A 13,246-nucleotide genomic window follows, 5' to 3' on the forward strand; every position below is an offset into this window, starting at 1 on the left:
CATCGATTCCATATCTCCCGCTGCTGCGCAGCCGACGGATGAACTCGCTGACCTGTGCTCTTCGTCAATTAACACCTCGATTCGTCGCTGAAGTGTTGCATCGACGGGTTGAGCCCGCCCCTCCTTGATTTCGCTGCGGGAAGCACCCAGTGTCCTGCGCACACCGAGCGCTGTCGTGGTGCTGGCCGAGCAACGACCGCGCTGATGACGATCCCGTCGATGGGGTGCCTTGCGCAGCGAAATCAAGGAGGAGCCCGAAGGGCGGGGGACCTTCGCGGAGCACGGTACCCCATCGGCGGGATCGTCGCCCTGAACAAGATCAGTCGAACACCCCTGTGAACGCCACCCGGCTCACCACGCCCGAGCTGCTTGCGCCGACACCCATCGTCACGCTGTAGCGCCCATCCTGCGAGGTGCGGCGAATCGATCCGCCCATGGCGCTTTCACTGCGGAAGTTGCCCAAGCCCACGGCATAGCTGATCTTGCCGGGCACGACAGGTGCAGCCTCCATCGCAGCGACGCCCGCGATGCCCGCATAGGCGCGCCGCGCGTTCTCGTCCATCTGGTTCTGCAGGCGCGCAGCCGTGAGGTCGGTGTAGGCCTTGCCCAGCGGCAGGCCCTGCGCGGCGACGCTGTCGGTGTAGGCGTTGGCAGTGCTCACGCCCTGCTGCACCATGCCTTGCACCTGTCCCACGTTGGTCGCGTCGTCGGGCGCGCTGCCGGGCGCCACACCGGTGAGCTGGCGGTTGCCGAGCGCCACTTCGCCGCCCGACGACTGCAGCCCGCTCATGCCCACGGCCACGTAGTTCGACTGCGCGCCGCGCGTGGTCGTGCTGCCTGCGCCGAGCGCCACGCTGTTGGCGTGCGAGGCCGAGGCGTTGCTGCCGAGAGCGATGGCGTTGTCGGCACTCGCGCGTGCGGCGCTGCCCAGCGAAATCGCCTGGTTCGCGTTGACATACACGCCGGCGTCGGCACCGATCGCGATGTTGCCCGTGCCCATGACGTTCTGGCCCGCGCCGCTGCCCTGCGCGATGTTGTGGCTGCCCACCACGCCCTGGCCCGCGGCCGTGCCCAGCGCCAGGTTCTGGTTGCCCTGCACGCCACCGCCTGCGGACTGGCCCATGGCGACGTTGTTGCTGCCTGCCACCTGCGCGCCGGCCATCTGGCCCGAAGCCTGGTTGCCAGAGCCGGTCACGCCGCTGCCCGCGCCCTGTCCCGTGGCCAGGTTGTTGCTGCCGGTCACGTTGCGGCCCGCGTCGCCGCCATAGGCCTGATTGGCGTTGCCGGTCACGTTGCGTCCGGCGTTGCTGCCGTAGGCCTCGTTGCCGGTGCCCTTCACGTCGGTGCCGGCCCAGAAGCCGACGGCGTTGTTGTAGTCGCCGGTCACGTTCTGGCCCGCGCTGCGGCCCATCGACTGGTTCCAGCCGCCGACGACGTTGGTACCCGCGTAGTAGCCGATGGCCTGGTTGGCGTTCTTGCCCGACACGCCAGTACCGGCGCCCTCGCCGATGGCGAGGTTCCAGTTGGTGCTGACGTTGTTGCCCGCGCCCTTGCCGATCGCCACGTCGTTGCTGCCCGTCACGCCGGTGGTGCCGGCCTTGTCGCCGATGCCGAGGTTGCCCTTGGCCGGGTCCCAGGTGATCGGCTGGGCCGAGGCGATGCCCATGCCCATGCCCGCGGCGGAGCCGAGGGCCACGGCCAGCCCGAGCAAGGTCTTGCTGTGCGTTCTGTTCTTGCGCGTCATGTCGATCAGGCCTTCAGGTGCAGGGCCATGGCCGGATCGCTCACGCCGGGCTTGCCGGTTTCGACGCGGCCCGCAAAGCGGCGCTCGGTGTGCTCGGCGGTGACGGTGAAGTCGTACCAGTAGCCGCTCTTTTCCAGGCTCCAGTGCAGCATGCCGGTGGCGCCCGGCGCGACCTCGAGCGTCCAGGGGCCGTCGGCGCGGTAAGCGTTGGCCGTCACGGTGACCTTGCCGGTCGCCTTGCCCGTGTTGTGCACCTTCAGGTAGACCTGCCCGTCGACCGGTTCGTAGCAGACCTGCACCTCGGGCTTGAAGCCGGCGGTGTCGAGGGCGAGCGCGTCGCCCTGGAAGCTGCGCACATAGCCGTTGGTGCTGTAGACCCACAGGTCGTACTTGCCGCTGTCGCTTGCGCCGGTGTTCCAGTAGTCGGTCAGCTGCTTGCCGGCCTCAACGGTGTAGCGGCGCGGAATGCGGTCCAGGTGCAGCTTGTCGTACACGTGGAACACGGCGCCCTGCGTGCCGGAGTTCGCGAACACCAGCTGCACGAGGCCGCGCGGCTCGACGCGTGCGCTGGTGTGCAGCTCGTAAGGCAGCGCGCGCGAGAAGCGCGTGCCGGTCTCCTGGTACAGAGGCTGCGGCGTGGCCGGTGCCTTGGTGATGACGCCCGTGTTGGCCAGGCGGCGCTGCTCGGTATTGATCGCGGGGAAGTTGCTCGTGTCCGGCAACGTGGGAACGATCGGGTCGTTCGGGTGCACGAAGTCGAAGCAGGTCGTGAGGTCGCCGCACACGGCGCGGTGCCACGGGCTGATCGCGTCCACCGTGATGTCGAAGCGCTTCTCGAGGAAGCGGCCGACCGAGGTGTGGTCGAACACCTGCGAGTTGACCCAGCCGCCCTTGCTCCACGGCGACACCACGTACATCGGCACGCGCGAGCTCAGGCCCCAGGGGCGGATCTTGCCGGTCGTGGTGTTGTCGGCGGCGGCCAGGTAGCTGCCCACCGAGGCGTCGAAGTACTCGCCGTCCAGCGGCACGGTCGACTTGCCCATGAGGTTGCCATTCGCGTCGTACGACGGCACGGCCGGCATGGCCAGGTGGTCGAAGAAGCCGTCGTTCTCGTCGAAGGTCACGAACAGCGCGGTCTTGCTCCACACCGCAGGGTTGGATGTGAGCGCGTCCAGCACGTCGGCGATGAAGTCGGCCGCGCCGGCCGTGCCTTCGCTGCTGCCGGGGTGCTCGGCCAGCGCCTGCGTGGGCAGCACCCACGAGACCTCCGGCAGGGTGCCGTTCATCACGTCCTGCTTGAGCTGGGCCAGGAAGTTGGTGGCGCCGTCGGCCGCGTTGGGGCCGCCCGTGAGGCCGTGTTCATAGATCGGGGAGCCCGGCTGCGCGGTGCGGAAGCTCTCGAAGGCCAGGCCGCCGTGCATGGCGCCCGTCCAGTTGTTGTTCATGTTCTGGTAGATGTGCCAGCTGACGCCCTTCTTCTGCAGCACGTCGGGCAGCGTGTCCCACTTGAAGGCGCTGTTGACGTACTTGTAGTTGTAGTCGCCCGTGATCGGGTCTTTCTGGCCGGAGCCGTCGGCCTCCTGCGGGCGGCCCGCCACCCAGTTGGATGGCTTGGGCCAGCAGCGCGAGTTGATGGGTTCGGAGTCGGTGTCGGTGCTGTTGATGCCCTTCTTGCGCAGTTCGGGATTGAAGTTGGAGCCCGAGAAAAACACGATGCGGTTCGGATCGGTGCCGGTGAGGATGGAGCAGTGGTAGCTGTCGCACACCGTGAAGGCATCGGCCAGCGCGAACTGGAACGGGATGTCTTCGCGCAGGTAGTAGCCCATGGTCGCCTGGTTCTTGAACTGGATCCAGCGGTCCATCTTTCCCTGGTTCCATGCGGCTTGCTGGTCGGGAAAGTTGTGCGGCGTACCCGAGCCGATCAGCGCATTGGCAATGGTCGAGTCGCGGCGGAACGGCGGAATCTCCGCGCCGCCGGCGGGGTTCGACTGAAAGTACACCGACTTGCCGTTGGCCAGCGGAATCGGAAAGCGGTCGCCGAAACCGCGCACGCCGCGCAGCGTGCCGAAGTAGTGGTCGAAGCTGCGGTTCTCCTGCATCAGGATCACGATGTGCTTGATGTCCTTGATGGTGCCGGTGTCGACGGCGGCGTCGGCGGCGAGCGCCTTGCGGATCGTGGGCGGCAGCATCGTGAGGGCCGAGGCCGCGCCGACGGCGCCGGCCGACTTGCGGAAGAAATCGCGACGGTTGGTGGGGTTCATGGGGAGTCTTTCAACGCGAGGACAGAACAGAAGAAGTGGGAGGCGTGTCGATGAAGGCGGCGCGGCTCAGGGCGCGCACTTCAGCGCCGGCGTCGGCTGGCCGGGCTGCTCCGGTGTGGTGGTCGGGGGCGTGGTGCCGGTGGGTGGCAGCACCGGCAGACCGCCGCCACCACCGCTTCCGCCGCCGCAGGCAGCGAGGCTCAGGCACAGGAGAAAGCCCGCCGCAGCGAGGCCATACCGGGAAGAACGTGGGGTCATGAAGGTGTCCTTTTCTGGATCGAAGGGGCGTGGGAGGAAAAGCAAGACGAAGCCGGGCCGTGCAGGCCTCGAAGGGCTTGCACCGGAACGGAAGAAACGGAATGAACTCGGGTGCCCGAACGGGCGGATAAGTGGGTGTCAGCGCTCAGGCATAGCGGCTGCGCAGCCGGGCTGCGACCCTGTCGAGCACGAGCACCGTGAGGAAGATCGCGATCAGGATCGTTCCCACGTGCGCGTAGTTGTACATGTCGTAGCGGCCCTTCAGCTCCTGGCCGATGCCGCCCGCGCCCACCAGCCCCACCACGGTGGCCATGCGCACGTTGCGGTCGAGGATGTACAGCGTGTAGGCAATGAACTGCGGCACAACCTGGGGCAGCACCGCGAAGCGCATCACCTTGAGCTTGTTCGCGCCGATGGCACGCAGCGCCTCCTGCGGCTTGTCGTCGGCGGTCTCGATGTCTTCCGCGTAGAACTTACCGAGAAAGCCGGCCGAGTGCAGTGCGAGCGCCAGCACGCCGGCGATGGGGCCGAAGCCGTAGGCGAGCACCAGAAACAGCGCGCTCACCAGCTCGGGCACCGCGCGGAACATGCCGACCACGCTGCGCGCCAGCGTGTAGACGGCGCGGTTCGGCGTGTAGTTCTTGGCGCTGCACCAGGCCAGCGGCGCGCTCAGCACGATGGCCAGCAGCGTCGCCCAGATGGCGATCTCGAAGGTCTCGAGCATCTTCACCGCCACATGCCAGAGGTAGCCGAAGGGCTCGACCAGCACCTCGCGCCGGTCGATCACCTCCTCCATCTGCAGCGTCTGCGGGTTGAGCTTGGGCTGGCGCGATTCCTCCATCTCGACATGCGAGAACCACGGCAGCCGCTCGCGGTCGAAGCCCTCGATGCGCGACACCTCGGTGCGCTCCGACACCTGCGGCGGAAACAGCGAACGCGCGATGGTGCCCAGGCCCGACAGCACCTGCGACTGGTCGCGTAGGCCGACGGCCGCGAGCACGCCTTCGCCCGTGAGGGACAGCATGCGGCCCATCTCCACGCGCTGGCCGGCGAAGAAGCCGACCACCACCACGAGCAGCAGCACGGCGAGGCTGCGGGCGCCGAAGGGGCGCGGCAGGTCCCAGGCGGATGCGGGCCGGCTCATGGCACCAGCTCCAGCGTGCCGGCGTGCAGCGGCAGCGACGCTTCGGGCGCCGGCCGCGCGGGTGCCGGCGTGCGTCCGTAGACTGCATCGAACACCTTCGGGTCGAAGGCCGCGGGTGCGCCGTCGAACACCACCGCGCCGTGGCGCAGCGCGACGATGCGGTCGGCGAACTCGCAGGCCAGCTCGATTTGATGCAGGCTGCACAGCACCGTGGTGCCGCGCTCGCGCGCCTGTGTACGCAGCAGCGACAGCACGTCGTGGCTGGTCTGCGGGTCCAGGCTGGCCACGGGCTCGTCGGCCAGCACCAGCGGCGGCTCGAGCATGAAGGCGCGCGCAATGCCCACGCGTTGCTGCTGGCCGCCCGAGAGTTCGCTCACGCGGCGCAGCAGGTGCTGCTCCTCCAGGCCGACCGATTCGATCAGCGCGCAGGCCTTGGCACGCTGCGCGTCGGAGAACAAACCGAGCAGCGCGCGCCACGTCGGCACCGCGGGCAGCGCGCCGGCCAGCACGTTGTCGGCCACGGTGGAGCGCAGCACCAGGTTGAACTGCTGGTGGATCATGCCGATGCGCGGACGGATGCGGGCCAGCGAGTTCGCGGCAATCTGCACGCCCTCGACCTGCACCGAGCCCTGCGTGGGCTTGACCAGCCCGTTGGCCATGCGCAGCAGCGTCGACTTGCCCGCGCCCGAGGCGCCCAGCACCACGCAGAACTGCCCCGCCGGCACCTGCAGCGACACGCCGTCGAGCGCGCGCGTGCCGTCGGCGTAGTGCATGGCGACCGATTCGAAATTCAGCATGGCGACGCTCAACGCTCGGCAGACTTGGCGAGGATGCGGCCTTTGAGCTCGTCGGTCAGCAGGCCGAGCTTCTCGGCTGCGACGTTGAACTCGGCTTCGGAGAACTTCGTGTCGTAACCGTCGATCTTGCCGCCGCCATAGCCGCGGATCATGTCGGGCGTGACGCCGGGCGCCTTGTTCACGGTCTGGAAGGCGTCCTTCAGCTTTGCCTTCAGCGGCTCGGGCAGCTTCGAGTTGAGCGCCAGCGGCGGGTACGGAATGGGCATGCTGCGCGCCACCACCTTCACCGTCTTCGGGTCGACCACCCCCTGCTTCACGGCCTTCTCGTAGGAGTCGAAGGACAGCGAGGCCACGTCGACCTGGTCCTGCACCAGCGCGGCCAGGCTGCTGGCGTGGCTGCCGGTCATGCGGATGGCGCCGAGGTCCTTGGCAGGGTCCATGCCGGCGTCGAGCAGCATCGCGACCTGGAAGGTGAAGCTCGAGGCCGAGTTGACGTCGCCGAAGGCCACGCGCTTGCCCTTGAGGTCCTTGACCGACGCGATGGGTGCGTTGGCCTTGGCGAACATGCCGGCGTAGTACACCGAGGCGCCCTTCTCCACGCCCACGGCCAGCAGCTGCGCGCAGCCGCGCTTGTTCGCCTGCACATACGACACGGGGCCGAAGAAGGCGATGTCGGCGAGCTGGTTGCACATGCCCTCGACCACCGCGCCGTACGACTGGCCGACCTTGAGGTCGAAGTTCAGGCCGGTGCTGCGCGTGATGGCGTTGAACACCGGTGCGTAGTCGGCCTTGGTGCCCGACTCGGTGCCGCCGTCGGCCGGGATCAGCAGCACGCGCAGCGGCCGCTCGCGCGAGCCGTCGGCCACCGATTGGGCCTGCGCGGCCAGCGGCAGCGCGGCAGTCAGCGAAAGGGCGGCAGCCGCAAGGGCCAAGAGCTTTTTCATGGTCGGTTCCTTCGTTTGGAAAGCGGTGGGCGTGCGGTTGCAACGCCCCGATGAAGAGAACTTTAGGAGCCGCAGATGACAGGAAAATGAAATAAGCTCATTTCAAAATTCAAATATCACTGAGCAATATTCAATAGAATCCGCCGCCATGGCCGAGCCCCCGGACGGCCCCACCACCAGAGATTCATGAGCACGCATCACACGACACCAGGGACCACGAACGGAAGCGGCATCCATGCGCTGGCGCAGGCCCGCCACCTGCTGGTCGACCTCGACGGCACGCTGGTGCGCCAGCAGGAAGCGATCGACGGCGCGGCCCGCCTGCTCGCGCACTTTCACGACCGCTATGCCATCGTGTCCAACAACTCCACGCACACCGCGCAGGGCCTGTCGGTGCGGCTGCGCAAGCTGGGCCTGCGCGTGCCGCCCGAGCGCATCGTGCTGGCCGGCGAACTCGCGGTGCGCCAGCTGGCGCAGCAGCATCCGCAGGCGCGCGTGCTGCTGGCCGCGAGCCCCGCCCTGCAGCGCTATGCGCGCGCGCAGGGCTGCCGGCTGGTGCCCGCCGACGCCGACTTTGTGCTGCTCGCGCTCGACATGCACTTCAGCCACGCGCGCCTGTCGGTCATCGCGAACGAACTGCGGCGTGGCGCGAAGCTGATGGTGACCAACGCCGACGCCACGCACCCGGGCCCGCAGGGTCGCGTGGTGCCCGAGACCGGCGCGCTGCTTGCGGCCGTGGTCGCGGCCAGCGGCGTGCAGCCGTGGCGCGTGGTCGGCAAGCCCGCACCGCTGCTGTTCGAGGAAGGCCTGCGCTGCCTCGGTGCGAGCGCCGAGGGCACGGTGGTGGTCGGTGACAACCCACTGACCGACGGCGAAGGCGCCGCGCGGCTCGGCCTGGCCTGTCTGCTGGTGGGCGAGTCACCGGGTGCGGTGGCGCCCACAGTCGCCGGACTGCTCGCGCCGCCGGCGATGGAGGCCGCGCCTCAGTACCGCTTGAGCGAGAGCACGTCGAAGGTCTGGCGCAGCGTGCGCACCGAGGTGTCGTAGTCCGAGAGCGCCAGGCAGGCGATCAGCACGTCGATGATCGCCAGCTGCGCGAGCCGGCTCGTCATCGCCTCGGTGCGGAAGTTGGTTTCGCGCGCCATGGTGAACAGCAGCACGTCGGCAAAGGCCTGGATCGGTGATTTGCCGAAGTTGGTGATGCACACCGTGGCCGCGCCAGCCTCCTTGGCGAGCCGCGTGGCCATCACGGTCTCGTGCGTGCTGCCCGAATGCGAAATGGTGAGCACCGCCGTCTTCGCATTGGTGAGCGAAGCGCTGATGGCCTGCACGTGCGAATCGACCACCACCTTGGCATTGAGGCCGATGCGCAGCATGCGGTAGTGCGCGTCTTCGGCGATGGTGGCCGAGCTGCCGATGCCGTAGATCTCGATGCGCTCGGCCTTGCGAAACAGCTGCACGGCGCGCTCCATCGCTTTCGCGTCGAGCATCAACTGCGTGTCGTGCAGCGTCTGCACGTTGCTCTGGAAGATCTTGCGGATGACGGCGTCGGCCTTGTCCTGCGGGTCGAGGTCTTCGTGGATGAAATCCACCGGCCGCACCAGTTCCTGCGCCAGCGCGATCTTGACCTGCTGGAAGCCCGTGGCACCGAGGTTCTTGCACAGGCCCACGATGCTGCCCTCGCTCGACCCGGTGCGCTCGGCCACCTCGCTGACCGACATGTGGACCACCTCGCGCGGGTTCTTCACGATGAAGTCGGCGATCCGCTGGCCCACGGGGCCCAGCGACGACCACAGGGTTTCGATGCGCGCCAGCACCGCCGAGACCTGGCCGTCGGGCACCTCGGGCGGCGGTGCGCCGTTGGCCTTGGTGCTGGCGGGTCGGGAGGTGCTGTTGCGCTTCATGGCCACAAGCTTACCCGCGCCCGATGGCGCTTTTGTGCAGCACGGCCGCAGCCGCCTGGCCCGACAACGCCGACGAAAAAAGCTGCGCCCCTTCGCTGCGCAGCAAAGTCACGAGGCGCCGCGCCGCCGGCGACAGGTAGCCCTCCTTGCGGTACGTGACGCCCAGCTGGCGGCGCAGCGTGGTCTCCTTGAGCGGCACCTCGCGCAGCGTGCCTTCGCGGCCGGGCGCGCCGAGCGTGTGGCGCGACAGGAAGCTCAGCATGTCGGAGCGCGAGATGAGGCGCGGCAGCAGCGGGATCGAGTTCGCGTTGACCTGCACCGCGGGCAGCGGCAGCCCGCGCGACTGAAACGCCGCGTCGAGCCACTGGCGGCTGGGAATGGGGTCGGCGGGCAGCACCCAGCGCCATTGCAGCAGCGACTTCATCGTGATCTTCGGCAGGTCGAACACGGGGTGCTGCGGGCTGGCGGCGACCACCACCACGTCCTCGACGATCGAGTGCGTGACAAAGGCTGGGTCGTGCTCAGGCATGAGGCCGATCAAGAGGTCGATGGCGCCTTCGCGCAGCCGCTCGCGCAGCGCCATGCTGGGCGCGACGGTGATGTCGATGCGCGTGTCGCCGGCCTCGGCCAGCAGCAGGTTGCACACCTCGGGCAGCACGTGGTCGGCCGCAATGGGCCCGCTGCCGATGCGCACATGGCCCGCGTTTCCCTTGGCGAAATCGCTCACCTCGCGCAGCGCCTCCTCGGTGGCGCCGCGCAGCAGGCGGGCGCGCGCCAGCAGCACCTCGCCCACCGCCGTGAGCTGGATGCCCCGGCCCTTGCGCTCGAACAGCGCGCTGCCGAAGGCCTCTTCGAGCCGCTGCACCGCCTTGGTCAGCGCGGGCTGCGTGCGGCCCAGCTTGTCGGCGGCCTGGCCCAGGTGGCCGGTGTCGGCCACCACCTCGAAATATTTCAGGTCGCGCAGCTGGATGTCCATTCATAGCTCCGAGGAATCGTTGAATGAACATTATCGATTGGACGGAATGAATGGCGATTTCCACAATCCAGCCCATACCGACCCTCGAACGACCTTCTTCTTCCTCCATGAACCTCACCGTCCTGGTCACCGCGCCACGGCTCGCCACCGCCGGCGCCGACCTTCTCGCTGAAGCCGGCGCCCGCGTCATCTACCTTGCGAACGCAGACAGCGTTGAAGAAGTCGAGCGCGTGATGGCGAGCGAGCCCATCGACGCCGTCATCTCGCGCACCGTGCAGCTGTCGGCCCGCGCCATCGCCGCGTGCCCGACGCTGAAGGTGATTTCGAAGCACGGCGTGGGCGTGAGCAACATCGACGTCGAAGCGGCCACCGCGCGCGGCATTCCGGTCTACGTCACGCCCGGCGCCAACGCGCAGTCGGTCGCCGAGATGACGCTCGGCCTGATGCTCGCCGCCGCCCGCCGCATCGGCTGGATGGACCGCGAACTGCACGACGGCCGCTGGTCGCGCGCACAAGATGGCGTGGAGCTGCACGGCAAGACGCTGGGCCTGGTCGGCTTCGGCCAGATCGGCCAGCGCGTGGCCCGGGTGGGCCTCGCGCTCGGCATGCAGGTGGCCGCATTCGACCCGGCGTTGGGCAACGGGCCGAGCCCGGTGGCCGGCGTGCGGCTTCTGCCGTCGTTCGATGCACTGCTGCCGCTGAGCGATGTGCTCAGCCTGCATGTGCCGCTCAACCGCCACACGCGCCAGATGCTCGGCGCCGCGCAGCTTGCGGCACTGCCGCGCGGCGCGATCGTCGTCAACACGGCGCGCGGCGAGGTGATCGACGAGCCCGCGCTCATCGCCGCGCTGCAAAGCGGCCAGTTGCACGCGGCCGGCCTCGACACCATGGCCGACGAACCCCTGCCCGCCGGCAGCCTGCTGGCCTCCTTGCCCAACGTGGTGCTCACGCCGCATGTCGGCGGCTCCACGCCGGCCGCCCTCGCGGGCATGGCCAGCGGCGCCGCGCGCAACGTGCTGGGCTGGCTGCAAGGCCACCCGGTCGATCCTTCGGCTTGCGTGAATCCGCAGGTCTTGTCTTCCCCCCTTCTGCACGGAATCACCGCATGACCGCCCCGCTTTCCTGGCCGCCCGGCTACCGCATCAACCCGCGCGCGCCCGGCCCCGACGCCGCCCTCGTCGACGCCTTCCGCACGCTGCCCGTGGCCGCCATCGGCGATGCGATGAGCCGCAACGTCGGCACCGTCGGGCTGCGCCAGTACCACGCGCGGCTTGAGACGGTGCTGTGCGGCCCGGCCGTCACCGTGCGCGTGCGGCCCGGCGACAACCTGATGATCCACAAGGCGCTGATGATGGTCGCGCCGGGCGACGTGCTCGTGATCGACGGCGGCGGCGACGTCACGCAGGCGCTGGTCGGCGGCCTGATGCGCACGACCTGCATCGCGCGCCAATTGGCAGGCCTTGTCATCGACGGCGCGGTGCGCGACCTGTGCGAGTGGGCCGAAGACGGCATGCCGATCTTCGCGCGCGGCCACACGCACCGCGGGCCCAGCAAGGACGGCCCCGGCGAGGTGAACGTGCCGGTCTCGTGCGCGGGCCTGGTCGTGATGCCGGGCGACCTCGTGGTCGGCGACGCCGATGGCGTCATCGCCGTGCCGGCCGCCGAAGCGGCCGACGTGCTCGCCAAGACGCGGGCCCATCTGGCGCGCGAAGCCAAGATCCGCGAGACCAACCGCACCGGCACCGCCGACCCCGAGCGCTTCGACGCCGTGCTGCGCGCCAAGGGGCTGCCGGTCTGAGCGGCAGCCACGAGATCACCAGAACACGAATACCCCAGGAGACAAGACATGAACCGTAGAGACTTTCTGCAGACCACCGCCTTCGCATCCCTCGCCCAAGCGGCAGGCATGGCCTACGCCCAAGGCGACTGGCCCCAGCGGCCCGTGAAGCTGGTTGTGCCCTTCACGCCCGGCGGCGGCACCGACGCGACTTCGCGCCTGATTGCCGAACGCCTCACCTCGCTCGAGCGCTGGACTGTCGTCGTCGACAACAAGCCCGGCGCCGCCGGCAACATCGGCCTCGATGCCGTGGCCAAGGCCGCGCCCGACGGCTACACGATCGGCATGGGCCAGACCTCGAACCTCACGATCAACCCCTGGCTCTATTCGAAGATGCCCTTCGAGGCGCTGAAAGATTTTTCGCCCATCGCCGAAGTGGCCTCCCAGCCCGTTGTGCTCGCCGTGCGCGCGGACTCACCGTTGCGCACGCTGGCCGACTTCATCAAGGCCGCGAAGGCGAAGCCGGGCGAGTTCAGCATCGCGCAGGCCGGCAACGGCACCGTCGGGCACCTGGCCGGGGAAATGCTGGCGCGCCGCGCGGGCATCAAGGTCATGCAGGTGCCGTACAAGGGCGCGGGCCCGGCCATGAACGACCTGATCAGCGGGCAGATCGCGCTGTACTTCGGCAGCAGCGTGTCGGTGATGTCGCAGCTGTCGAACGGCCGCGCCCGCGCGCTGGCCGTCACCTCGGCCAAGCGCCTGCCCGCGCTGCCGAACGTGCCCACCGTGGCCGAACAGGGTTTCGCGAGCTTCGAGGCCACGACCTGGGTCGGCCTCGTCGGCCCGGCCGGCCTGCCCGCCGACGTGATCAACCGCATCAATGCGGCCGTCGTGAAGACGGTGGCGCGCAAGGACGTGCAGGACAAGCTCGCGCAGGAAGGCAGCGTGCCCGCCAGCGGCACGCCGCAGCAGTTCGACGCCTACATCCGCGCCGAGCACGCCAAGTGGGGCGCGCTGATCCGCGAAGCCGACATCAAGCTGGACTGAGCCGCATGGACCGGATCGACTGCGCCGTGATCGGCGCCGGCGTGGTGGGCCTGGCCATTGCGCGATCGCTCGCCATGGCCGGGCGCGAGGTGGTGATCCTCGAAGCCGAGCACGCCATCGGCACGCACACCAGCGCGCGCAACTCGGAGGTGATCCACGCGGGCATCTCGTACGCACCCGGCTCGCTCAAGGGCCGGCTGTGCGTGGCGGGCAAGGCCGCGCTCTACGCCTACTGCACCGAGCGCGGCATCGGCCACCAGCGCATCGGCAAACTGATCGTGGCGGTGCAGGACGCGGAGCTGCCCGAGCTCGACAAGTACATCGCGCTCGGCGCGGCCCACGGCGTGACCGACCTGCGCATCCTCGGCGCCGCCGAAGCGCGCGACATGGAGCC

At 68.9% G+C, this 13,246-nt stretch carries 13 protein-coding genes; 5 read left to right on the forward strand and 8 right to left on the reverse strand.

Annotated elements, in window-relative coordinates; translation table 11 throughout:
• Nucleotides 1–319: 319 nt before the first annotated feature.
• From AAG801_RS33790 to AAG801_RS33815, 6 genes are all read right to left on the reverse strand, one after another.
• A complete protein-coding gene (locus AAG801_RS33790; RefSeq protein ID WP_341892346.1) occupies nucleotides 320–1,744 on the reverse strand; it encodes a hypothetical protein in 1,425 nt (474 codons plus the stop codon).
• Between the two features lie 5 nt (nucleotides 1,745–1,749).
• On the reverse strand, nucleotides 1,750–4,005 hold the full coding sequence (locus AAG801_RS33795; RefSeq protein WP_341892347.1) for a phospholipase C, phosphocholine-specific: 2,256 nt from the start codon (nucleotides 4,003–4,005) through the stop codon (nucleotides 1,750–1,752).
• A 66-nt stretch (nucleotides 4,006–4,071) separates the two neighbouring features.
• Nucleotides 4,072–4,263, reverse strand: coding sequence for a hypothetical protein (locus AAG801_RS33800; RefSeq protein WP_341892348.1), 192 nt, complete (start codon nucleotides 4,261–4,263; stop codon nucleotides 4,072–4,074).
• Nucleotides 4,264–4,408: 145 nt separating this feature from the next.
• Entirely contained in the window at nucleotides 4,409–5,407 is a 999-nt protein-coding gene (gene phnE, locus AAG801_RS33805) for a phosphonate ABC transporter, permease protein PhnE (protein ID WP_101492836.1), read from the reverse strand.
• The gene (gene phnC / locus AAG801_RS33810; protein ID WP_341892349.1) at nucleotides 5,404–6,204 is read right to left on the reverse strand and encodes a phosphonate ABC transporter ATP-binding protein; all 801 of its coding nucleotides are present in this window, start codon (nucleotides 6,202–6,204) and stop codon (nucleotides 5,404–5,406) included. The genes phnE and phnC overlap by 4 nt, the downstream gene beginning before the upstream one ends.
• An 8-nt stretch (nucleotides 6,205–6,212) precedes the next feature.
• Nucleotides 6,213–7,148, reverse strand: coding sequence for a phosphate/phosphite/phosphonate ABC transporter substrate-binding protein (locus AAG801_RS33815; RefSeq protein WP_070060360.1), 936 nt, complete (start codon nucleotides 7,146–7,148; stop codon nucleotides 6,213–6,215).
• Nucleotides 7,149–7,334: 186 nt separating this feature from the next.
• Between AAG801_RS33815 and AAG801_RS33820 the strand changes: the two genes are divergently transcribed.
• The gene (locus tag AAG801_RS33820; RefSeq protein ID WP_341892350.1) at nucleotides 7,335–8,195 is read left to right on the forward strand and encodes an HAD-IIA family hydrolase; all 861 of its coding nucleotides are present in this window, start codon (nucleotides 7,335–7,337) and stop codon (nucleotides 8,193–8,195) included.
• Here AAG801_RS33820 and AAG801_RS33825 read toward each other — a convergent pair.
• Both AAG801_RS33825 and AAG801_RS33830 read right to left on the reverse strand, forming a co-directional pair.
• Nucleotides 8,132–9,052: a MurR/RpiR family transcriptional regulator gene (locus tag AAG801_RS33825; protein ID WP_341892351.1), complete on the reverse strand. Its 921-nt coding sequence runs from the start codon at nucleotides 9,050–9,052 to the stop codon at nucleotides 8,132–8,134. The genes AAG801_RS33820 and AAG801_RS33825 overlap by 64 nt on opposite strands.
• Before the next feature lie 10 nt (nucleotides 9,053–9,062).
• On the reverse strand, nucleotides 9,063–10,028 hold the full coding sequence (locus AAG801_RS33830; RefSeq protein ID WP_341892352.1) for a LysR family transcriptional regulator: 966 nt from the start codon (nucleotides 10,026–10,028) through the stop codon (nucleotides 9,063–9,065).
• 107 nt (nucleotides 10,029–10,135) lie between these two features.
• Between AAG801_RS33830 and AAG801_RS33835 the strand changes: the two genes are divergently transcribed.
• The 4 genes from AAG801_RS33835 to AAG801_RS33850 form a co-directional block, all read left to right on the forward strand.
• The gene (locus AAG801_RS33835) at nucleotides 10,136–11,137 is read left to right on the forward strand and encodes a hydroxyacid dehydrogenase (protein ID WP_341892353.1); all 1,002 of its coding nucleotides are present in this window, start codon (nucleotides 10,136–10,138) and stop codon (nucleotides 11,135–11,137) included.
• Nucleotides 11,134–11,826, forward strand: a complete 693-nt coding sequence (locus tag AAG801_RS33840) for an RraA family protein (RefSeq protein ID WP_341892354.1) — start codon at nucleotides 11,134–11,136, stop codon at nucleotides 11,824–11,826. The genes AAG801_RS33835 and AAG801_RS33840 overlap by 4 nt, the downstream gene beginning before the upstream one ends.
• Before the next feature lie 48 nt (nucleotides 11,827–11,874).
• Nucleotides 11,875–12,852: a tripartite tricarboxylate transporter substrate binding protein gene (locus AAG801_RS33845; protein ID WP_341892355.1), complete on the forward strand. Its 978-nt coding sequence runs from the start codon at nucleotides 11,875–11,877 to the stop codon at nucleotides 12,850–12,852.
• A 5-nt stretch (nucleotides 12,853–12,857) separates the two neighbouring features.
• Nucleotides 12,858–13,246 (forward strand): FAD-dependent oxidoreductase (locus AAG801_RS33850; protein WP_341892356.1); only part of this gene is annotated, 389 nt, incomplete at its 3' end.

Source organism: Variovorax sp. YR752 (assembly GCF_943372545.1).